The organism is Pseudomonas sp. R2-60-08W, from assembly GCF_003852335.1.
Taxonomy (GTDB): Bacteria; Pseudomonadota; Gammaproteobacteria; order Pseudomonadales; family Pseudomonadaceae; genus Aquipseudomonas.
Map to the genome: position 1 here is coordinate 4,336,890 of NZ_CP027731.1, position 21,494 is coordinate 4,358,383.

Below are 21,494 nucleotides of genomic sequence, written 5' to 3' on the forward strand. Positions count from 1 at the left end.
TGATTAACTCCTAAACGTTTGGGTCACGCTTTAACTGCGCCAATACACTGAACGGGTTGGACCGCGTTACCTCGTCCTCGCTCGGTTCGGGCTCGTCATCGAGACCCGCCGGCTGCTGGCATTCTTCCGGATGATGAGCAGGCACAATGGGCAAGGCGAGCAAAAGCTCCTCCTCGATCAGTGCATGCAGATCCAAAGGATCTTCGCCCAGTTCCAGCACGTCATAACCTTTCGGCAACGACTGGGTATTCGCACCCTCCTTCACCACGGCATAACTGCATTCGCTGTGGATCGGCAGGGTGACCAGCTCAAGACAACGCTGGCAAACCATCTTGACTTCGGTGTCGATAAAACTGTGGATCACCACAGACTTACGTTCATCTCGTTCAAAAACGAATTTGGCCTGGACCGCACCGACAGTGTCGGAAAGCGAGTCGCAGAGTCTCTCCAAATCGGCCAGCGGCAATTCACCTTGAAGGGAAGTGCCACGATCAGCCAATTTGCGCGGGTCAACGTGAGGTGGAATCGGGTCATTCAACATAGGCGCAGCATTATAGGGATGCACCCAGCCATGTCAAAGGAAATTCAGCCCTGTGCGTCAGCCGGTCACGCCGCTAGAATCTGCGGCTGCCTTGAGGAGACGTCCATGCTGCCTTTATTACTTGCGTCCAGCTCGGTTTATCGCCGGGAATTACTGAGCCGCCTGCACTTGCCGTTCACCTGCGGCGCGCCGGATATCGATGAAAGCCATCGCCCGGATGAATCCGCCATTGAGCTGGTCAAGCGCCTGGCCGAAGAGAAAGCGCGCGCCCTCGCCGCCAGTCATCCAGGACACCTGATCATCGGCTCGGATCAGGTGGCTGCGCTTGAAGGACGGATTATCGGCAAGCCGCACACCTTCGAAAACGCCCGCGAGCAATTGCTGGCAGCCAGCGGCAAACGTGTGAGCTTCCTCACCGGACTGGCGCTGCTCAATAGCGATACCGGGCACTGCCAGGTGGACTGCATCCCTTTTACGGTGCGCATGCGCGAACTGAGCATTGAACGCATCGAACGCTACCTGCGGATCGAGCAGCCGTATGACTGTGCGGGCAGCTTCAAGGCCGAAGGCCTGGGCGTGAGCCTGTTCCAGAGCACCGAAGGGCCGGATGCGACCAGCCTTGTGGGCCTGCCGCTGATTTGCCTGGTAGATATGCTGCTGGCGGAAGGCGTGCAAATCCCCTAGATACACCACAAATCCAAATTTGGGAGGGGGCTTTCTCCCGATAGCAGTGGATCAGTCAGCTTATCTGTAGCTGGCCCACCGCAATCGGGAGCAAGCCCCCTCCCACATTTTGAGCTATGCCAGCCTAAGGATTTCAGCGCAGGGTCGGGCCCTGGAAGCCCATGTACAGGGCCAGCTTCTCAGCCACGCTGGCGCCGAGCTTCTTGGAGAAGCGGTCAAACGGCGATTCCTCAACCGTAAAATCCACCAACTCCTTCTCGCCAATCACATCTCGCGCCACCGAACTGGCACTGCCCAGGCCGTCGATCAAGCCCAGCGGCAGCGCTTGCTCACCCGACCACACGAGGCCGGAGAACAGCTCTGGATGGTCCTTGTCCTTGAGCCGATCGCCGCGCCCTTGCTTGACGCTGGCAATGAACTGACGATGGGTGGTATCGAGCACGCCCTGCCAGAACTGTGTTTCATCGGCCTTTTGCGGCTGGAACGGGTCGAGGAACGCCTTATGCTCCCCCGACGTGTAGGTGCGACGCTCCACGCCCAGCTTCTCCATGGTGCCGACAAAACCGTAGCCGGCCGCCGTCACGCCAATGGAGCCGACCAGGCTGGCCTTGTCCGCATAGATCTGATCGGCGGCGCTGGCGATGTAATAGGCACCCGAGGCCCCCAGGTCCGAGATCACCGCATAAAGCCTGGTATCTGGATGCAGGGCGCGCAGACGGCGGATCTCGTCATACACATAACCCGACTGCACCGGGCTGCCACCGGGGCTATTGATGCGCAGGACCACGCCTTTGACCTTGGGGTCTTCGAACGCGGCGCGCAGGCTGCTGACGATGTTGTCGGCGCTGGCGGGTTCCTTGTCGGCAATCACCCCGCGCACTTCGATCAAGGCGGTGTAGTGGCTGCCACGGGTGGCGCTTTTTTCCATGTCCATCAGCGGGCTGAACAACGCCAGCATGCCCAACAGATACACGAAGGTCAGCAGCTTGAAGAAAATCCCCCAACGCCGTGAACGACGCTGCTCCTGCACGCTGGCCAACAAGGTCTTTTCCAGCAACTTCCAGCTTTTGTCGTCGCTGCTATCGGCCTTTTCAGGCGCTTTCCACTCGTCACTCATGCCATTAACCCCAGCAAAGACTTATTGAGCCCGACCGAGCCAGGCCTGCAGTTCAGAAAAATGATCGATCGTCAGCCTGGGCTCATATTGCTGCAAGGCTTCGGCCGCCTGGGCGCCGTAGCTGACCGCCACGCTGTCCATGCCCGCATTGCGCGCCATCATCAGGTCGAAGGACGCGTCCCCCACCATCAGTGCCTGGCGCGGCGCTACCCCGCAGTGAGCCAGGATCTGCTCCAGCATCAGAGGGTGGGGTTTGCTGGCGGTTTCATCGGCGGCACGGGTGATGTCGAAATAATCGTCCCAGCCATGTGCCTTGAGCACGCGGTCGAGCCCGCGCCGGGCCTTGCCGGTGGCCACGGCAAGGTAATAGCCTTGGGCACGGAACGCCTCCAGGGACTGCCTCACACCGTCGAACAGCGGGGAAGGCTCGGCCTCCAGGGCGATGTAGTGATCCGCGTAGTGCTGTCGAAACGCGATCAGTTGCGAGTCGTCGATCTGCGGGTACAGGGTGCGGATGGCCTCAGGCAAGCCCAGGCCGATGATGCCCTTGACCTCAAGGTCGCTGCACGGCTCGAAGCCGGAACGGGTCGAGGCCATGTGCATCGACTCGACAATCCGCCCTATGGAGTTGGCCAGCGTTCCATCCCAATCGAAGATCAGCAGCTTGTAATCAAGGCGCGACACTCAAACGCTCCACGGTCTTGGCCCACATCTCATCGACTGGCGCCTGCAACTTCAACTCACCGCCATCGGGCAGCGGCACGGTCAGCATATAGGCGTGCAGGAACAGGCGCTTGCCACCCAGGTCGCGAATTTCCCTGGAGAAATCCTCGTCACCGTATTTGGTATCACCGGCAATGCAGTGACCGGCGTGCAAGGTGTGCACGCGAATCTGGTGGGTACGCCCGGTCACCGGCTTGGCCTCGACCAGGGTGGCGAAGTCGCCGAAGCGGCGCAGCACCTTGAACAGGGTCAGGGCCTCTTTGCCCTCCTCGTCCACTTCCACCATACGTTCACCGGAGCGCAGGTTGCTTTTCTGCAACGGCGCTCGCACGCTCTTGATCGAACTGGCCCAGTTACCACGCACCAACGCCATGTAGCGTTTGTCTACGCCATCGCCACGCAGGGCGGTGTGCAGGTGGCGCAACATGCTGCGCTTCTTGGCGATCATCAACAGGCCAGAGGTGTCGCGGTCCAGTCGGTGGACCAGTTCCAGCTCCTTGGCATCCGGGCGCAGCTGACGAAAGGCTTCGATCACGCCGAACGTCAGGCCGCTGCCGCCGTGAACGGCAATGCCGCAGGGTTTGTTGATCACGATGAGTTTGTTATCTTCGAACACGATCGAGGCTTCCAGGCGCTGCAGCAGGCCCTGGGCCAGCGGCACCGGCTCGTCGCGCTCGGGCACACGCACTGGCGGCACCCGGACGATATCGCCCGCCTGCAACTTGTATTCGGGCTTGATCCGACCTTTGTTCACGCGCACCTCGCCTTTGCGCAAGATGCGGTAAATCAAGGTCTTGGGCACGCCTTTGAGCCTGGCCAGGAGAAAATTATCGATGCGTTGGCCGGCATATTCCGGCGAGACCTCGAGCAGCTGGACGCTGGGGGTCTGGGGGGCGGTAGTCGTCATGGCGGCGATGATAACAATTTTTTATGGAATTGAAGCACTTAATCATTGCTGCTATAGTCGCGAACGCCGCCAAAAGCGGCCTGGACAGAGGACTTGCGGCAAACTGCCGGCCCTGACCATCGCAATTCATCAGGACGCGAGGCCGTCCTACGGGGCGTTCGCCACCTTGGAAGGCTTGAGATTGTAACAAGCGCAGGTGACATGAGGCCTGAAGCGAGTGCGCAAAGCAGAGTGAATACTCGCCTTGCGCGCCGATATTTACGGCCAGTTCACAAAGTGCAGTCAGTCTCGGGCCAGACCATGGCGAATGCTTCGGAAACAACGCCTGTTAAGAGCTGAGTGCGAGCGCAGTCGCCCACACCTAGTCTTGTTTAGCCATGAGCGTGGACTCCCCATTGGAGAACACGGTAAATGCCAACCCGCTGCGGATTCTGCGCGCGGCAGCACCCGAATTATCAGGGATACGTGTAGGGTGGAGATGCACAACCGTCGGACCGTGTAGCACTAGGCTTATATTTAGACGCTTCATCTCGTCCACAGTCGCCGGTTGATTCCTCCTCCTGACCTTAGCTTTTGTTGAAGTGGTGCCTTTGTCACCACCGCTAACAAGCAGGACGCGTCCGTCGCGATACCCGCCCAATTGGCAGGTTTTGCTGGACACTGGAGTGGCCAACCACTCTTGACGCACCTGACACCGACCGTGAGAAGTCGTGTGTGCCGAACGCCGTTTCCGGCAGCCCGGAAACCGACGGTACAACATGAAAAGAATGCTGATTAACGCAACCCAACCCGAAGAGTTGCGTGTTGCACTGGTAGATGGCCAACGCCTCTACGACCTGGATATCGAATCCGGTGCCCGCGAGCAAAAGAAGGCCAACATCTATAAAGGCCGTATTACTCGCATCGAACCTAGCCTTGAGGCTGCCTTTGTCGATTTCGGCTCCGAGCGCCACGGCTTCCTGCCCCTCAAAGAAATCTCCCGCGAATACTTCAAGAAGGCCCCCGAAGGCCGGGTGAACATCAAGGACGTCCTGAGCGAAGGTCAGGAAGTCATCGTTCAGGTCGAGAAAGAAGAACGTGGCAACAAGGGCGCCGCCCTGACCACCTTCATCAGCCTGGCTGGCCGTTACCTGGTGCTGATGCCGAACAACCCTCGTGCCGGCGGTATTTCCCGTCGCATCGAAGGCGAAGAGCGCAACGAACTGCGTGAAGCGCTCAACGGCCTGATCGCACCGGCCGACATGGGCCTGATCGTGCGCACTGCAGGCCTGGGCCGCAGCAGCGAAGAAATGCAGTGGGACCTCGACTACCTGCTGCAGCTGTGGACCGCCATCAAAGAAGCGTCCCTGGATCGTTCCGCGCCTTTCCTGATCTACCAGGAAAGCAACGTGATCATCCGCGCCATCCGCGATTACCTGCGCCAGGACATCGGCGAAGTGCTGATCGACAGCGTGGAAGCCCAGGACGAAGCCCTGACCTTCATCCGCCAGGTGATGCCGCAGTACGCCAGCAAGATCAAGCTGTACGAAGACAGCGTTCCGCTGTTCAACCGTTTCCAGATCGAAAGCCAGATCGAGACCGCTTTCCAGCGCGTAGTCGAACTGCCTTCCGGCGGCTCCATCGTGATCGACCCGACCGAAGCCCTGGTGTCCATCGACATCAACTCGGCGCGCGCCACGAAGGGTAGCGACATCGAAGAAACCGCCCTGCAGACCAACCTGGAAGCGGCTGAAGAAATCGCCCGCCAGCTGCGCCTGCGTGACATCGGCGGCCTGATCGTGATCGACTTCATCGACATGACCCCGGCCAAGAACCAGCGCGCCGTGGAAGAGAAAGTCCGCGAATGCCTGGAAGCTGACCGTGCCCGCGTGCAGGTCGGCCGCATCTCGCGCTTCGGCCTGCTGGAAATGTCCCGTCAGCGCCTGCGCCCATCCCTGGGTGAAAGCAGCGGCATCGTTTGCCCGCGTTGCAATGGCACCGGCATCATCCGTGACGTTGAATCGCTGTCGCTCGCGATCCTGCGCCTGATCGAAGAAGAAGCCCTGAAAGACCGCACCGCCGAAGTTCGCGCACAAGTGCCGATTCCGGTTGCGGCCTTCCTGCTCAACGAAAAACGCAACTCGATCACCAAGATCGAACTGCGCACCCGCGCCCGTATCGTGATCCTGCCGAACGATCACCTCGAGACGCCGCACTTCGAAGTGCAGCGCCTGCGCGATGACAGCCCGGAAGCCCACAGCGGCCAGTCCAGCTACGAAATTGCTGCTGCCGCTGCCGAAGTGGAAGAAGTCCAGCCAGCCGCTGCGACCCGCACCCTGGTCCGCCAGGAAGCCGCCGTGAAGACCGCACCGGCCCGCGCCAACGCACCGGTTCCGGCTGAAGCCGCCGCTCCGGTTGCCGCGCCGGCCGCCCTGCCTGAGCCAAGCCTGTTCAAAGGCCTGGTGAAATCCCTGGTCAGCCTGTTCGCCACCAAGGAAGAGCCCGCCGCGCCGGTTGTGGTTGAAAAAACCGCCGCTGAACGCCCTGCGCGCAACGAAGAGCGTCGCAACGGTCGTCAGCAGAGCCGTAACCGCAACGGTCGCCGCGACGAAGAGCGCAAGCCGCGCGAAGAACGTGCTCCGCGTGAGGAACGCGCGCCCCGTGAAGAGCGTGCACCTCGCGAAGCCCGTGAAGAAACCCCGACCGTAGCCCGTGAAGAACGCGCACCTCGCGAGGAGCGTGCACCGCGTACTCCACGTGCCCCACGTGAAGACCGCAAGCCGCGCGGCGAGCGTGAAGAACGTGTGCGCGAACTGCGCGAGCCTCTGGACGCGGCACCTGCCGTTGCCGCAGCCGCAGCCACAACCACCGAAGAACGCCCGGCCCGTCAGCCGCGTGAAGAACGCGCGCCACGTGAGGAACGCCAACCACGTGCTCCGCGTGAAGAGCGTCAACCGCGCGCCGAACAAGCCGCTGCCGCCAGCGAAGAAGAAGTGCTGACCGGCGAAGAGCAACTGCAGGAAGAGGGCCAGGACAACGCCGAAGGCGATCGTCCACGCCGTCGTTCCCGTGGTCAGCGTCGTCGCAGCAACCGTCGTGAGCGTCAACGTGATGCCAACGGCAACGTGATCGAAGGTTCGGAAGAAGCCGGCGAGCACGCAGAAGCTGGCAACCACGAACCGACCGGTGACGAACTGGCTGCCGGCCTGGCCGTGACTGCCGCCGTGGCCAGCTCGGTCATCAGCGCACCAGCTGAAGCCCAGGCTCATGAGCAGGCTGAACGCGCTACCGCCGCTGTCGAAGAGACTGCTGCTTTCGAAGAGACCGCTACGGTAGAAGCGCCTGTTGCCGAGACTCCAGTGGTTGAAGCACCGGTGGTGGAAGCCGCTACCCCAATCGAAACCCCAGTGGTTCCGGAAGTGGAAGTGGCACCGGTTCGCGACGCTCAACCCGTGACCGAAGTGGTTGCCGTTGAAGTCGCCCCGGTCGTCGAGCCTGAGCCAGTGGTTGAAGCTGCAGCTGAAGAAACTGTGGTTGAAACACCGGCTGCCGAAGAAGCCGCCCCGGCCGTGCGTGAAGTTCGCGAAGAACAGACCGCCTTCCAATGGTCCGCCGAACCTGCCGCCCCGGTTGAAGCGCCTGCGCCTGCGCCGGTGGTAGAGGAAGCGCCAACTCCGGTTGCCGAAGTCGTGGTTGCCGAGCCTGCCCCAGTGGTTGAGCCGCCCCCTGTGATCGAGCCAACGGCGGTCGTAGAGCCTGCGCCAGTCGTGGAAGCCCCGGTGGTAGCCGAAGTCGCCGCTCCGGTGGTTGAAGCTGCACCGGCAAGCGCCCTGACTGAAAACGGCCGTGCACCGAACGACCCACGTGAAGTGCGTCGTCGCCGCAAGGAAGCCGAGGCTGCCGCCGCTGCTGCCGCGTCGGTAGAGCACAAGGCCCAGGAAGAAGAGCACGAGCCTAAACCCTTCGTCTGATTCCACCAGCCAATAAAAAGCCCCGCCTGAGCAATCAGGCGGGGCTTTTTTTGCAAAAAAATCGAACACACGGTTGTTCAAAGGTGGGAGGGGGCTTGCTCCCGATAGCGGTGGATCAGCCAACACCTCCATGAGCTGACATACCGCTATCGGGAGCAAGCCCCCTCCCACATTCAGTCGGCGCTGAAACTCAACTGTTGCGGCACATCCACATCCCATAGCACGCCAGGATCATCCACCGGCACGCCTCGCACCTGTGCCAGTGCAAACAAAGCTTTCGCGCCACGGTCGCCGGCCAATGCCATCAATGCAGGCCCAAATACACGGCCGAAAGCGACTGGATGCCCATACTGTCCGGCATGCACCGGCACAGTGATGCTTCCCGGATCGGCCAGCACACGCTCGATCGTCGCGGAACGAATAAACGGCATATCCCCCAGTACCACTAGCCAGCCCTCTGCCGAAGCACTGGCCGTGACAGCGGCGGCAATGCTATCGCCCATACCGGCCGATTCCAGCAGCAGGACCTTACAACCATGTGCCTCAGCCAACCGAATCACCTCAAGGCGTTCCGGTGACGTCACCACCCAACGCTCAACAAGCGTCGTCGGCAGGTTCACCAATACCTGCTCGATCACAGGCCGCGTCACGCCGTCCAGGCCGACGCAATCGGCCAGCAATTTATCGCAGTCGGCGCCGGCCTCAGCACGGAAGCGACTACCCTGCCCCGCCGCCAGCACTATTGCCGTCACTGTCACTGGGCAGCCACCGGCAGCGGCTTTTTCTGCAGGGGCGCCACGCCGTTCTTGATCGCGACGATTTCCGCCATGAGCGACAGTGCGATTTCCGCCGGCGTATGGCTGCCGATGTGCAAACCGATGGGCCCATGCAAGCGCGCGATTGCGTCCGCCGACAAGCCCAGCGCCACCAGGTTTTCCCGACGTTTCAGCGTATTGACCCGCGAGCCCAGGGCGCCAATGTAGAACGCGCTGGAATTCAACGCCGTAAGCAACGCCATATCGTCCAGGCGCGGGTCGTGGGTCAGGCAGACAATCGCCGTGCGCTCGTCGGTCTGAATATTCAGCACCGCTTCATCGGGCATGCCCGGCACAAAGCGGCCGTGTTGTTCCTCCCAACCGTAGACAAACTCTTCGCGCGGGTCGCAGATCAGTACTTCGAAGTCGAGCAGGCGCGCCATTTCCGCAACGTAGCGCGACAGCTGCCCAGCGCCAATCAATAACAGGCGCCAGCGCGGCCCATAGATGGCGCGCAAGCACTGCTCGTCAAAGGTCACCACGTCGGTCTTGCTCGCAGGGGTGAGGGTCACTTCGCCGGTGGCCAGGTTCAGCTCCCGCGCGACAATCTGATGATCCTCGCAGCGCGCCAGCAATTGCTCCACCCAGGCCCACTCTTCCACCCGTTCTTCGGTCAGGCGCAACGTGCCGCCGCAAGGCAGGCCAAAACGCGCCGCCTCATCGCGGGTGACGCCGTAGGTAACCAGTTGCACGGGCGGGCCGTCGGCGGGTAAACGGCCATCCTGCAGGCGTGCGATCAAGTCGTCCTCGATGCAGCCGCCGGACACCGAGCCGATCACCACCCCGTCGCCGCGCAAGGCCAACATCGCCCCCGGTGGGCGCGGCGCGCTGCCCCACGTCTGCACCACGCTGTACAACACCACGCGTTGCCCTGCGCGGCGCCATTGCAGCACGCTGCGCAAGACATTCAGATCCACACTGTCCATCAGGCTTTCGCCTCCTGCCAACCCTGCAATTGATAGCGTACCGGCAGGTTACGGATGCGCTGGCCGGTCGCTGCGAAGATCGCGTTGCACAACGCCGGCGCAATCGGTGGTACGCCGGGCTCGCCGACACCGCCCAACGGCACCTCGCCGGTCGGAGTCACCAGGTGCACGGCGATCTGCTTGGGCGCCAGGGACATACGCGCCACTTCGTACATATGAAAATTGTCCTGCTGGACCTTACCGTCCTTGAAGCTGATCTCGCCCAGCACCGCGTTGCCCAGGCCCATCACACACGCGCCCTCGAACTGCGAGCGGATGCGTTCCGGGTTGATCTGCGGGCCGCAGTCCACGGCGATATCGGCCTTGTGCACGATCAGCGTGCCGTCGTCTTTGACTTCCACCTCGATCACCGCTGCCACATAGGTGACGAAACTGTAGTGCACCGCCAGCCCCAGCCCACGCCCCTTGGGCAGCTTGCGCCCCCAGCCGGCGGCCTTGGCGGCGGTTTCCAGTACGCCACGCAGGCGCGCGGTGTCGATCGGGTAACGCTCGGGGGATTCGCCGTAGTTCCACTCGTCGCTCAGGGTCTTCGGATCGATCTGACGGTCCGGGCCGAGCAACTTGAGCTGGTACTGCAACGGGTCCTGGCCGGCCTTGTGCGCCAGCTCATCGACAAAACTCTGGATGGCAAAACCGTGGGGAATGTTTGATACCGAACGGTACCAACCCACACGGGTATGCGCCGCCGCTTCAGGGTTTTCCAGGCGCACGTTGGGAATGGCATAGGCCATATTGGTAAAGCCCATGCCCAGTTCGAATGCCGCTTCGTGGTTCATGCCCGGAGCGAACAGCGCGGTAATGCTCGGCGCTACCGTCCGGTGCAGCCAGGCGGCAGGCAGGCCGTCCTTGTTCAGGCCGGCTTTGAGGTATTCGGCCGACACGGTATGAAAGTAGGAATTGTGGATATCGTCTTCACGGGTCCACTGTACCCGCACGGCTTTGCCCGGAAACTGTTTGGCAAGCACGGCGGCTTCGATGATGAAGTCCGGCTTGGATTTGCGCCCGAAACCACCGCCCAGCAAGGTCACGTGCACCGTGACGTTATCGAAGGGCACGCCCAGGCGCTCAGCGATACGCTCGCGAGTGACTTGCGGTGCCTGGCTCGGCGCCCAGGCTTCGCACTGGCCCTTGTCGAAACGGGCAACGGCGACCATCGGCTCCATCGGCGACTGCGCCAGGTGCGGCAGGTAGTAGGCCGCCTCCAAGGTGCTGTCGGCATCGCCCATGGCCTGGTCGAGGGTGCCGGTGTTGCGCACCACTTTGCCGGGCTGGCGGGCGGCGGCCTCCAGCTCCTTGCGGTAATCGACGGAGTTGTAGCCGGCGTTGACGCCGTCGTCCCACACGATGTTCAGCGCGTCACGGCCCTTGATCGCCGCCCAGGTATTGCTGGCCACCACGGCCACGCCACCGAGAGGCTGGAATTCGGAGGGGATCGGCCGGCTTTCGATTTCCAGCACCCTGATCACCCCCGGGACTTTCATCGCGGCACTGGCATCGAAGGATTTGACCTTGCCGCCATATACCTTCGGCCGTGCGATGGTGGCATAGAGCATGCCGTCGATATGCACGTCGGCACCGTAGATGGCGCTGCCGTTGACGATGTCGACGCCATCGATGGCCTTGACGCCTTCTTTGCCGATATAGCGAAATTCCGTCGGCTGCTTGAGCCGCAGGCTGTCGCGTGCGGGAACGGCCAGCGCACCGGCCGCGGTGGCCAACTCGCCATAGCCCAGCTCACGACCGCTAGGTTGGTGGATCACCTTGTGCAATTGCGCACGGCACTCGCTGACCGGCACCTTCCACTGCTCGGCAGCGGCCTGCTCCAGCATCGCCCGCACACTGGCGCCGCAACGCCGCATCGGCTCGTACCAATGGCGCATGCTGCGCGAGCCATCGGTGTCCTGGTTGCCATAACGCACCTCATCACCCGGCGCTTGCTGGACCTTCACCTTGGCCCAATCGGCCTCCAGCTCATCGGCCACCACCAGGCTGAGGCTGGTGCGCACGCCCTGCCCCATCTCCGAACGGTTGCAGACCACGGTCACCGTGCCGTCGGTGGCGATGCTGACGTAGACCTTGGGGTCATCGATCAACCCATGGGGCATTGCATCGCCGCCATATGGCTTGACCGCATCAGCCGCGAAGGCGTCAGGCAGACCCCAGCTGGCAGCGATCACCAGCACACCGGTGGCCCCCGCGCCTTTGAGAAAGCCGCGACGACTGAGGTTATTCAGTACGAAATCAGCGGGTAACCGGCTCATGCCTTGGCCCCCAGGTGCGTGGCCGCCTGACGGATCGCGGTTTTGATCCGGTTGTAGGTGCCGCAGCGGCAGATATTGCCGACCATGGCCTCTTCGATCTGTTCATCACTGGGGTTGGGGTGGGTTTTCAGCAACGCGGTGGCCGACATGATCTGCCCGCCCTGGCAATAGCCGCACTGGGCCACGGCGGTGTCCAGCCAAGCTTGCTGCACCACCTGGCCGACAGGATCGGTGTGCAGGTTGTCGATGGTGCTGATGGCCTGGCCTTTGACCGCACCGATCGGGGTGATGCAACTGCGTGCGGGCGCACCGTCGATGTGGATGGTGCAGGCACCGCACAGGCCCATGCCGCAACCGAACTTGGTGCCGTTGTAGCCCGCTGCATCGCGAATCGCCCACAACAGCGGCATATCTTCGGTGACGTCCAGTTGATGGTCTTGGCCGTTGAGTTTCAGGGTAATCATGGGCACGCCCGCCTGTTCATTGCATGGTTAGGGGCGAGCAATCTGTTGCAAGAGGTCACGCGGTTCGGTGCGCACAGATTGGCTCAGGCTGAGGAGGCTCTCTTGTGAAGACAGGTCTTCACCGGGCCTTTGGTGGAGCATCCACGTAATGTAAACCAAAACGCTCGAAAGTCAGCGGCGCAAACGCAAACGCCCCGAACGGATCGGGGCGTTTGCGGATAACCGAGCGGCGCGGGTTCACGCCATCAGCGGCTTACTTGATGACAGGTGCAGGGCCTTCGGCCACGCCCAGGTCGTCTTCCTGGCGGGTGTCGGAGATACCGGTACCGCCGGATGCCAGCTCGCTTTGCAGCTTGTCGGTGTCCAGTTCCTTGACCCACTTGGCCACAACGAGGGTGGCCACTGCGTTACCCACCAGGTTGGTCAGCGCACGGGCTTCGGACATGAAGCGGTCGATACCCAGAATCAGCGCCAGGCCGGCAACTGGCAAGTGGCCGACGGCCGACAGGGTAGCAGCCAGTACGATGAAACCACTGCCCGTCACGCCCGCAGCGCCCTTGGAGGACAGCAGCAGCACCAGCAGCAGGGTGATCTGGTGAGTGATGTCCATGTGGGTGTCGGTCGCCTGGGCGATGAACACGGCGGCCATGGTCAGGTAGATCGAGGTACCGTCAAGGTTGAACGAGTAGCCGGTTGGGATCACCAGGCCGACCACGGATTTCTTCGCGCCCAGACGCTCCATCTTGATCAGCATGCGTGGCAGCGCAGACTCGGAAGACGACGTGCCCAGTACGATCAGCAGCTCTTCACGGATGTAGCGGATCAGCTTGATCACGCTGAAACCGTGGGCGCGGCAGATAGCACCGAGCACCACCAGCACGAACAGCAGGCAGGTGATGTAGAAGCAGATCATCAACTGGCCCAACTGCACCAGGGAACCCACACCGTAAGCGCCGATGGTGAATGCCATGGCGCCCAGGGCGCCGATTGGCGCGAGCTTCATGATCATGTTGATGATGTTGAACATCACGTGGGCGAAGCGATCGATGAAGTCCAGCACCGGCTTGCCATAGGCACCCAGGCGGTGCAGGGCGAAACCGAAGATCACCGAGAACATCAGCACTTGCAGGATGTCGCCGTTGGCGAAGGCGCCGACGATGGTGTTAGGGATCACATTGAGGATAAAGCCGACGATGCTCTGGTCTTTACCGGCCGTCACGTAGGCGGCGACTTTGGAAGCGTCCAGGGTTGCCACGTCGATGTGCATGCCGGCGCCCGGTTGCACGACGTTGACCACGATCAGGCCGATCAGCAACGCGATGGTGGAAACCACTTCGAAGTACAGCAACGCATAGCCGCCGGTCTTGCCGACAGATTTCATGCTTTGCATGCCAGCGATGCCGCTGACCACGGTGCAGAAAATGATCGGGGCGATGACCATTTTGATCAGCTTGATAAAGCCGTCACCCAGTGGCTTGAGGGCCACGCCGGTCTGCGGGTAGAAGTGACCAAGCAAAATACCGATAACGATTGCAACGATCACCTGGAAATACAGGGATTTGTAGATTGGCTGACGAGTCGTCATTGCAAAGTTCCTCAATCGTCCCGTGTGGCAAATATCCGCCATTGCCCACGGCACTTGAATTGCGAACCCTCCTGCACTGGAGGGATTTGTTGTTTGCGAGGTTTGTAGAAACAAGCCTGCGCTGTCATCCTTACTGCAAACGGCGCGCCACTTTGCGCTAAATACCCTGAAGGCCTTTAGGCATCAGGCCCGAAGGTTTACCGGGGCCTGCTCGGGTCACGAACCAGGTGGCGGATTTCCGCCTACCTGCCCAATCGCGTCCTGCAATTTGGCGGATATCCGCCTTGTCGCCTCGTCGGGTGATGACTACCATCGCCACTCCCATGGACGAGGCCCTGTCATGCGTGAACGCACCATCGCCAGTCACTTCGCCCGCGCCGCCCTGGAGGGCGCGCGTCGGTGCGGTTACGACTACTCGGGCCTATTGCAGCAGGCGGGCATCACCCCCGAACTGCTGAACGAACCCCGTGCACGTATCGCTCCGGAGCAATTTACCCGGTTGCTGCAACTGCTCTGGCAGGCGCTGGATGACGAATACCTGGGTTTCGCCGACGGGCCAAGCAAGCGCGGCACCTTTGCCATGATGTGCCATGCGCTGATTCATTGCCGCACGCTGGAAAAAGCGCTGGAACGCGGCTTATTGTTTTATAGCCTATTCCCACACGGCCCGCGCTGGCAGCTGACACGGGAAGGCGACATGGCCCGCTTGAGCCTGGACGACTCGCAGCTCTGGGACCCCGACCACTTTCTCAGCGAATGCCTGCTGGTGATCTGGCATCGCCTGGGCAGTTGGCTGATCGGCCAGCGCATCCGGTTGCACCAGACCACGTTCAGCTACCCGATGCCGCCACATGCCAATGAATATGACCTGTTGTTCCCCTGCCCTCTGGTATTCGGTGCACCGAACAGCAGCCTGGTGTTCCCCGCCCGCTACTTGAGCCTGCCGCTGTTGCAGGACGAGCGCACCCTCAAGCACTTTCTCGAGCGCTCCCCCGCCGACCTGTTGTCACGCCCGGATGAAGGCGACAGCTTGAGCAGCCAGTTGCGCCGCCTGTTGAGCCGCGACCGCACGCCCTGGCCAGACCTGGAAGCCGTTGCCCAGCATTTGCATATCAGCCCACAGACCCTGCGTCGGCATTTGCGCGAAGAAGGCAGCAGTTTTCAGGCACTCAAGGATGAGCTGCGGCGGGACATCGCCATCTACCACTTGGGGCGAGCGGATTTGTCATTACAGGAGATCGCCGAACAACTGGGCTTCTCCGAGCCGTCGGCGTTTCATCGGGCGTTCAAGAAGTGGACGGGGCTGACGCCGGGGGCCTATCGGGCGCAGGAGAGTTAGAAGAGTGTTGTGGCAGAGGGCCTCATCGGGGGCAAGCCCCCTCCCACATTTGACTGGGTTCACACAGTTTGACTTGTGAATACATTCACACTGTGGGAGGTGGCTTGCCCCCGATAGCGCCAGCCCAGCCACTACCGATCACACGGTGGGAAAATGAATCCTGAACGCCGCGCCACCCAGCGCCGAATCACCCAGGGTCAGTCGTGCGTGATAGCTTTCAATGATGTCCTTGACCACCGCCAGCCCGATCCCCTGCCCTGGATGCTGACGGTCGAGCCGCTCGCCCCGCTGCAGAATCCGCGCGCGCTGATCCGGTGGCACGCCGGGGCCGTCGTCTTCGATGCACAACTCAATGCCCTCGAGGTTTTCCACCAGGCTGATGCGCACTTCGCTCAGGCATAGGCGATAGGCGTTTTCCAGCAGGTTGCCGAGCATTTCGAGCAGGGCGCCTTTCTCGATGGGCACGTCGCACTCGTCGGGCAGCTCGAGGGAGACGGTGACGCGTTTGTCCCGGTAGACCTTGTCCAACGTGTCGCACAGGCTTTGCAGCACCGGTTCCAGACGGACCTGGTGGCGTACCAGGCCGCTCTTGCGCAGGCTGGCGCGCTGCAATTGATAGCCGATCTGCTGGCTCATGCGCTCGATTTGCGATTGCAGCACCCAGGCCTGGCTGCGTTCTTCGGGGCGCTGGGCCATGTCTTCGCTGACCCCCTGCAGTACCGCCAGCGGGGTTTTCAGGCTATGGGCCAGGTCATCCAGAGAGTCGCGATAGCGCGCACGCTGCTCGCGTTCGCTGTGCAGCAAACGGTTGAGGGAACCGGTGAGGCGCAGCAGTTCCCGGGGATGTTCTTCGCTGAGGCTCTCCCGGGTGCCGCCTTCGATCTGGTCCAGCTCCTGGCTCAGCCGCCGCAAGGCCTGCAGGCCCCAGGTCAAGCCAAGCCACAGCAACGTCAGCAGCACCAGCAACGCCGCGCCGAACCCCAGGTAGAGATTCTCGCGCAGGCCTTCGAGGGTCAATTGGTACTCGCGCACCGGTTGCAGGGCGACGATGCTGAAGGCCGCACTTTTGCCGCCCAGCAACCGGACCTCGACGTCGTAGACGAAAAATTCCTGGCCGTTGGCCTCGCGAATGCGCGCAAATTCGTTGCCGCGCCCATCGTAGCGCGGCTTGTAGTTGATGTTTTCTTCCTGGGTCGCCCGCGAACGCCACACCAGGTGGCCTTCACGGTCGTAGATATAGCCGAGCAGGCGGCTGTCGGTCAGGTTGAAGCGCTCATCGGGCAACTGCGCCGGCATCAGCAGCCGGTTATTTTCCACGCGTGCCGCAGAGATCAAGGTGGTCACATCCGACGCCAGGCGCTGCTCGATGGAATCCTGCAGCGCCAGGCTGAACGCGCCTTGCATGGCGGGCAGCAAGCCCAGCATGAACAGCACCGCCAGGGTGGCGGCGGCCAGCATCAGGCGCACGCGTAGCGAGCGAATCAACGGCAGCGCTCATTGAACAGGTAGCCCAGGCCCCGCACGGTGTCGATCGGCTTGAACCCGGCCGGCCCTTCCAGCTTGCGGCGCAGGCGACCGACCAGCACTTCGATGACGTTCGGGTCGCGCTCGTCGTCATCGGGATACAGCTGCTCCATCAAGCGGTCCTTGGCCACCACTTGTTGATGATGGCGCATCAGGTACTCGAGGATCCGGTATTCATAGGCGGTCAGCGCCAGCGGCTGCTCATCCAGCGAGGCTTGCTTACGATTGAGGTCCAGCAGCAGCGGGCCGGCAACGATAGTGGACTGGGTAAAGCCGCTGGAGCGGCGCAGCAAGGCGTTCATCCGCGCCTCCAGCTCTTCGAACTGGAACGGTTTGACCACGTAGTCGTCGGCACCGGCAGCCAGGCCTTCGACTTTGTCCTGCCAATTGCCACGGGCGGTAAGAATGAGGATCGGAAAGGTCTTGGCCTGGGTGCGCAGTTGCCGGATCAGGTCCAGGCCGCCCATGCCGGGCAGGCCCAGGTCGATGATCGCCAGGTCATGGTTGAATTGGCCGGTCTGGTACAGGGCTTCCTCGGCATTGGCCACAGCCTCGACGACGTGGCCGCTGTCGGTCAGGCGGGTAAACAGGTGATGACGCAACAGCGCCTCATCTTCCACCACCAGCAATTTCATAAGGCTCTCCAAGGCAATTCAACAGTCCGACCGAGGGATATCATAGCGGCCCTGCACGTCTTGCGGGCGCAGTTTAATGCCATTGTAGTGGCCCGACTCAAGCGCGTAGCCGGTGCGGTAGCCCGGTTTTGGGGCGCCGGCGCTCAGCGACTGGCCCCACGGGGCGGCCTGAATGCTCACTTCTTCGAAGCTGACACGCTGGATCAGGTTGCTGGATTTCCTGTTCTTCTCGCGGCCAAAGCCGGCAAAGCTGCTATCGCTGGCTTGCACACCGGCGGTGGCACTGAGCATGGTCAACGCCAACATCAGCTTCTTGATCGCAGTCATGGTCGTTACCTCGTACGCGTTTAGGCTGTGACGTCCAGACTACGCAAGCGCCCCTGAACTCCCCCTGAACAGGCTCTGAACCCGGCCTTAACCGCAACGGGCTATGCACTGGCGCGCCAACTCGGCAAAATGTCGCGCATGATGCCCCTACCCGCCTGTTGTACCCCACTCGATGCCCATTGCCCGCTGCCTGCTCCCTTGCCCGGCACCGTATTCTTGAGCACGCGTTTCGACCCGGCCTTATTGAACCCTGAGGATTTTCAGCGCAGCGCCGTGCCACCACCGGCGAGCATCCAGCGCTCGGTGGCCAAGCGCCAGGCGGAATTCCTCGCCGGCCGCCTGTGCGCCCGCGAAGCGCTGCAACGGCTGGATAATCTCGATTGCATCCCGGCCATCGGTGAAGACCGCGCGCCGATCTGGCCAGGTCATATCAGCGGCTCCATTACCCACAGCACCGGGCACGCCGCAGCAATTGTCGGGCATAAGGCGCAGTGGCGCGGGCTGGGGATGGACCTGGAGAACTTGCTGGCGCTGGAACGGGCGGAACGCCTAGCGGGCGAAATTCTCACCGTGGATGAACTGCAGCGCATGGCGGCCCTGCCCCGTGAGCAAATCGCCTTGCTGGTGACACTTACGTTTTCAGCCAAGGAGAGTCTGTTCAAGGCGCTCTACCCGATCGTGCAGAAGCGCTTCTATTTTGAGCATGCCGAGGTGGTGGAGTGGTCACTGGCGGGGCAGTTGCGGCTGCGGTTGCTGACGGACCTGTCCAGTGAGTGGTGTCATGGCAAAGAGCTGGTGGGGCAGTTTGCGGTGAAGGGGGAGCAGTTGTTGAGCCTGGTGGCTGTCGGCGCTTGATAGACCGCCATCGGGGGCAAGCCCCCTCCCACATTTGGAATGCATGGCAATATCAGGGTTTCTCCTGATCCCTGGGCCAGCTCAGACTGAAGCACGCGCCGCCCAGGTTGTTGCTCTTGCTGATCAACGCCCGCCCGCCATGCCAATGGATAATCCGCCGCACAATCGACAAGCCCAGGCCATGCCCGCCCGAGGCGCGGGTGCGGCTGTCGTCCAGGCGCAGGAAGGGTGTGAAGATGCGTTCCCAGGCGCTTTCCGGTACGCCGGGACCATCGTCTTCCACATCGATACGGCAACGCACCTGCCCTACCTGATAACTGATCAGCACCTGGCCCTTGGCGTGGCGCATGGCGTTACTCACCAGATTCTGCAACGCGCGATGCAGGTAGCGGGGTTCGGCATCGACCCAGGCATCCTGCCAATGCGCCGATGACAGGCAGGTACCCCGGCTGACGCTGACCTGCGGGCGCAGTGGCGACAATTCGCCGACCACCTGATCAATTAACGCGTCGAGATCGACGCGCTGGAAGTTCAACGCCGGCGCGCCCTGCTCCAGGCGCGCATAAGTGAGCATTTCATCCACCAGGCCGTCCAGGTCCTGGATATCCCCGTCCATGCCCTCCAAGTATTTGCGCCGCGCCTCGGCCGTGGTGGCATCGCCCAGCATCTCCAGGCCGAAGCGCAGGCGCGCTACCGGCGTGCGTAGTTCGTGGGACACCGCACGCACCAGTTCACGCTGAATCGCCAGCAATTGTTGCAGGTGCTCGGCCATGCCATTGAACGCGGCCGCGAGCCGCCCTACCGAATCGGCGCCACGGGCCGGTACGCGAACTTCCAGATTGCCCTTGGCGATCCGCGTGGCCGCCGCCTCCAGCCCCTTGAGCCGGCGCTCGAGCTGACGCACCAACAGGTAGACGATCAAACCGATCAGGGTCAGGCCGATCAGGGCGATCAGGATCAGCCATTGCGCGGGGTACGGATTCATTTGATACAGCGGGCCGATTTCCAGCACCCACGGCGTGCCGACCATGCCGGCGAACACGCGGATCGAATCACCGCCCTTGCCCAGGGCCATCACCGTATCGCCTTCCGCCACGCGACGGCGCTGGTCGTCGTCCATATCGGCCTGGTCGAGGGCCATCAGATGCATCTCGAAACCGAAGCCCTTGGCCTGCTTGAGGTCAGCCAAACGTTGCGGCTGCTCGGCCACCGGGAACCGCACCAGTTCGTCGGCCAGCAGGTAGATCGTGGCGCGGGCCAATTGCTCGCTGATTTGCTGCACTTCGCCGGTGAGCACCAATTGCTCCGGTTCGCTGACCAGGCGCACTACGCGCGCGGCATGGGGCCCGGTCTGTTCCACCAGGACCTGGCCACGTTGCAGACGCTTGCGCTGGCTCAGGTCCAGCTGTGCATCAGCGAAGGTGCGCAACTGCAGCGGGATGCCCAGCAATCGTTCCCACACCGCCAATGCACGCTGGCGCTCGAGGGCGCTCATGGGCTGCAGGTTGTCGCCCATCAGCGCAAAGGTGCCGTGGGCCAGGCGCTCGCGGTATTGGTCGCTGCGCACATCGTTGAGCAAGTGCAGCGCCAGTACGCCCAGCAGCGCGACCAGGATCAGCGCGGCGCACATGCCGCCGTAGATGCGCAGGAAGATCGAGTTCACAGGGGCATATCGGCGGCGGCTTCAGGCACGAACAGGTAGCCTTTGCTGCGGATGGTCTTGATCAGGCGCGGGTGGATCGGGTCATCGCCGATCTTCGGGCGAATACGTGAGATGCGCACATCAATCGAGCGATCCTGGCCGTCGTAGCCAACGCCACGCAGGGCAATGAAGATTTCTTCGCGCGAGAGAATGCGCCCGGCATTCGCCACCAACAACCACAGCAGGTCGAACTCGGCACTGGTCAGTTCGATACCCTTTTGGTGCAACCAGGCCTCGCGCAAGGCGTTGTCCACCACCAGCGGGCCGAATTGCAGGCGGCGCTGGTTTTCCACCACAACCGGTAACGCCGGCTCGCTGCGCCGCAGCAGGGCCTGGATGCGTGCCAGCAACAAGCGCGGGCGCACGGGTTTGCACACGTAGTCGTCGGCGCCCAGGTCCAGGCCGAGCACTTGGTCCACCTCATCGGTACGCGCCGTCAGCATCAGAATCACGCCCTCATAGCGCTCGCGCACCTTGCGGCAGATGCTCAGGCCGTCTTCGCCCGGCAGCATCAGGTCGAGGATCACCAGGTCCGGCTGTTCGGCGACGATGCGCGCTCCGGCCTGGGCGCCGTCGTTCTCCACTGACACCCGCAGGCCGTTGCTCTCCAGGTATTCGCGGGTCAGCTCGGCCAGCCGCTCGTCGTCCTCGACAATCAATATCTGCCAGGGTTCTTGCTCCACGCGGTGTCCTCATTGTTATAAGAAATGCTGATGGTCGACACGGTCGAGGCATACCCTGGTTGTCATGTATTGAGGGCATAACGAGGGTCGATTGTAGCCACGGGCTAACCCCTGAACACAAGCCTGGAAATCCATTCGGTCATGGCGTTTTTTTGTGATAGGGTTCGCGCCCTCAAAAATCCAACCGACAGTTTTTGCCTGGAAATATTCGGTGACAGGCGGCGTAATCCAGCAGTACTGCGGCCTACACGGGCGTTCCATGATTCATACACATTTTACCCACAGCGTTATCCACAGGTAGTGCGTTGCTAAGCCCCCCAAAACGCATTATCTTGTACCTCGGCACTTCCAGAGACCCTACATGTAGGGTTTTGGAAATAAGCGCCCAACCACATA

The 21,494-nt window shown here is 62.0% G+C and carries 18 protein-coding genes; 4 read left to right on the plus strand and 14 right to left on the minus strand.

The genetic code is table 11. From position 1 onward, the window contains the following. Positions 1-10: 10 nt before the first annotated feature. On the minus strand, positions 11-541 hold the full coding sequence (locus C4J90_RS19700) for a YceD family protein (RefSeq protein ID WP_124364014.1): 531 nt from the start codon (positions 539-541) through the stop codon (positions 11-13). 105 nt (positions 542-646) lie between these two features. Here C4J90_RS19700 and C4J90_RS19705 point away from each other — a divergent pair, with 105 nt between their 5' ends. Beyond that, positions 647-1,225 (plus strand): nucleoside triphosphate pyrophosphatase, encoded by a 579-nt coding sequence (locus C4J90_RS19705; protein ID WP_124420626.1) that lies wholly within the window; start codon positions 647-649, stop codon positions 1,223-1,225. 133 nt (positions 1,226-1,358) lie between these two features. Here C4J90_RS19705 and C4J90_RS19710 read toward each other — a convergent pair whose 3' ends face one another. From C4J90_RS19710 to rluC, 3 genes are read right to left on the minus strand one after another with little or no spacing between them, the layout of a single operon-like run. After that, positions 1,359-2,342, minus strand: coding sequence for a S49 family peptidase (locus C4J90_RS19710; protein WP_124405022.1), 984 nt, complete (start codon positions 2,340-2,342; stop codon positions 1,359-1,361). 21 nt (positions 2,343-2,363) lie between these two features. After that, a complete protein-coding gene (locus C4J90_RS19715; protein WP_124420627.1) occupies positions 2,364-3,026 on the minus strand; it encodes an HAD-IA family hydrolase in 663 nt (220 codons plus the stop codon). Then, positions 3,013-3,972, minus strand: a complete 960-nt coding sequence (gene rluC / locus C4J90_RS19720) for a 23S rRNA pseudouridine(955/2504/2580) synthase RluC (protein WP_065951059.1) — start codon at positions 3,970-3,972, stop codon at positions 3,013-3,015. The genes C4J90_RS19715 and rluC overlap by 14 nt, the downstream gene beginning before the upstream one ends. Positions 3,973-4,730: 758 nt before the next feature. Here rluC and rne point away from each other — a divergent pair. After that, entirely contained in the window at positions 4,731-7,922 is a 3,192-nt protein-coding gene (rne, locus tag C4J90_RS19725; RefSeq protein WP_218567456.1) for a ribonuclease E, read from the plus strand. A 173-nt stretch (positions 7,923-8,095) separates the two neighbouring features. Here rne and C4J90_RS19730 read toward each other — a convergent pair whose 3' ends face one another. From C4J90_RS19730 to C4J90_RS19750, 5 genes are all read right to left on the minus strand, one after another. Then, positions 8,096-8,680, minus strand: a complete 585-nt coding sequence (locus C4J90_RS19730; RefSeq protein WP_124420629.1) for an NTP transferase domain-containing protein — start codon at positions 8,678-8,680, stop codon at positions 8,096-8,098. Next, entirely contained in the window at positions 8,677-9,663 is a 987-nt protein-coding gene (locus tag C4J90_RS19735) for an XdhC family protein (protein WP_124420630.1), read from the minus strand. The genes C4J90_RS19730 and C4J90_RS19735 overlap by 4 nt, the downstream gene beginning before the upstream one ends. Continuing rightward, a complete protein-coding gene (locus C4J90_RS19740; protein WP_124420631.1) occupies positions 9,663-11,984 on the minus strand; it encodes a xanthine dehydrogenase family protein molybdopterin-binding subunit in 2,322 nt (773 codons plus the stop codon). The genes C4J90_RS19735 and C4J90_RS19740 overlap by 1 nt, the downstream gene beginning before the upstream one ends. Next, entirely contained in the window at positions 11,981-12,448 is a 468-nt protein-coding gene (locus C4J90_RS19745; RefSeq protein WP_124364022.1) for a (2Fe-2S)-binding protein, read from the minus strand. The genes C4J90_RS19740 and C4J90_RS19745 overlap by 4 nt, the downstream gene beginning before the upstream one ends. A 253-nt stretch (positions 12,449-12,701) precedes the next feature. Then, positions 12,702-14,033, minus strand: coding sequence for a dicarboxylate/amino acid:cation symporter (locus C4J90_RS19750; RefSeq protein ID WP_124364023.1), 1,332 nt, complete (start codon positions 14,031-14,033; stop codon positions 12,702-12,704). 340 nt (positions 14,034-14,373) lie between these two features. Between C4J90_RS19750 and C4J90_RS19755 the strand changes: the two genes are divergently transcribed. After that, entirely contained in the window at positions 14,374-15,372 is a 999-nt protein-coding gene (locus C4J90_RS19755) for an AraC family transcriptional regulator (protein ID WP_124420632.1), read from the plus strand. 138 nt (positions 15,373-15,510) lie between these two features. Here C4J90_RS19755 and C4J90_RS19760 read toward each other — a convergent pair whose 3' ends face one another. The 3 genes from C4J90_RS19760 to C4J90_RS19770 are packed head-to-tail and all read right to left on the minus strand — an operon-like array spanning position 15,511 to position 17,858. Further along, positions 15,511-16,857, minus strand: coding sequence for an ATP-binding protein (locus tag C4J90_RS19760; RefSeq protein ID WP_124415402.1), 1,347 nt, complete (start codon positions 16,855-16,857; stop codon positions 15,511-15,513). Beyond that, positions 16,854-17,531, minus strand: a complete 678-nt coding sequence (locus C4J90_RS19765; RefSeq protein ID WP_010208358.1) for a response regulator — start codon at positions 17,529-17,531, stop codon at positions 16,854-16,856. Before C4J90_RS19765 ends, C4J90_RS19760 begins: the two co-directional genes overlap by 4 nt. 18 nt (positions 17,532-17,549) lie before the next feature. Next, positions 17,550-17,858 (minus strand): hypothetical protein, encoded by a 309-nt coding sequence (locus C4J90_RS19770; RefSeq protein ID WP_124364026.1) that lies wholly within the window; start codon positions 17,856-17,858, stop codon positions 17,550-17,552. A gap of 138 nt (positions 17,859-17,996) precedes the next feature. Here C4J90_RS19770 and C4J90_RS19775 point away from each other — a divergent pair, with 138 nt between their 5' ends. After that, on the plus strand, positions 17,997-18,713 hold the full coding sequence (locus tag C4J90_RS19775; RefSeq protein WP_124420633.1) for a 4'-phosphopantetheinyl transferase: 717 nt from the start codon (positions 17,997-17,999) through the stop codon (positions 18,711-18,713). A 52-nt stretch (positions 18,714-18,765) separates the two neighbouring features. Here the strand turns inward: C4J90_RS19775 and C4J90_RS19780 are convergent, their stop codons facing one another. After that, a complete protein-coding gene (locus C4J90_RS19780) occupies positions 18,766-20,376 on the minus strand; it encodes an ATP-binding protein (protein ID WP_124420634.1) in 1,611 nt (536 codons plus the stop codon). Continuing rightward, positions 20,373-21,098: a response regulator gene (locus C4J90_RS19785; RefSeq protein WP_124420635.1), complete on the minus strand. Its 726-nt coding sequence runs from the start codon at positions 21,096-21,098 to the stop codon at positions 20,373-20,375. The genes C4J90_RS19780 and C4J90_RS19785 overlap by 4 nt, the downstream gene beginning before the upstream one ends. Between the last annotated feature and the right edge of the window lie 396 nt (positions 21,099-21,494).

Bases quoted from the DNA above. Each gene is read 5' to 3' on its own strand.
- C4J90_RS19700 (WP_124364014.1), bottom strand. From the start codon at position 541: ATGTTGAATGACCCGATTCCACCTCACGTTGACCCGCGCAAATTGGCT.
- C4J90_RS19705 (WP_124420626.1), top strand. From the start codon at position 647: ATGCTGCCTTTATTACTTGCGTCCAGCTCGGTTTATCGCCGGGAATTA.
- C4J90_RS19710 (WP_124405022.1), bottom strand. From the start codon at position 2,342: ATGAGTGACGAGTGGAAAGCGCCTGAAAAGGCCGATAGCAGCGACGAC.
- rluC (WP_065951059.1), bottom strand. From the start codon at position 3,972: ATGACGACTACCGCCCCCCAGACCCCCAGCGTCCAGCTGCTCGAGGTC.
- rne (WP_218567456.1), top strand. From the start codon at position 4,731: ATGAAAAGAATGCTGATTAACGCAACCCAACCCGAAGAGTTGCGTGTT.
- C4J90_RS19735 (WP_124420630.1), bottom strand. From the start codon at position 9,663: ATGGACAGTGTGGATCTGAATGTCTTGCGCAGCGTGCTGCAATGGCGC.
- C4J90_RS19740 (WP_124420631.1), bottom strand. From the start codon at position 11,984: ATGAGCCGGTTACCCGCTGATTTCGTACTGAATAACCTCAGTCGTCGC.
- C4J90_RS19745 (WP_124364022.1), bottom strand. From the start codon at position 12,448: ATGATTACCCTGAAACTCAACGGCCAAGACCATCAACTGGACGTCACC.
- C4J90_RS19750 (WP_124364023.1), bottom strand. From the start codon at position 14,033: ATGACGACTCGTCAGCCAATCTACAAATCCCTGTATTTCCAGGTGATC.
- C4J90_RS19755 (WP_124420632.1), top strand. From the start codon at position 14,374: ATGCGTGAACGCACCATCGCCAGTCACTTCGCCCGCGCCGCCCTGGAG.
- C4J90_RS19765 (WP_010208358.1), bottom strand. From the start codon at position 17,531: ATGAAATTGCTGGTGGTGGAAGATGAGGCGCTGTTGCGTCATCACCTG.
- C4J90_RS19770 (WP_124364026.1), bottom strand. From the start codon at position 17,858: ATGACTGCGATCAAGAAGCTGATGTTGGCGTTGACCATGCTCAGTGCC.
- C4J90_RS19775 (WP_124420633.1), top strand. From the start codon at position 17,997: ATGATGCCCCTACCCGCCTGTTGTACCCCACTCGATGCCCATTGCCCG.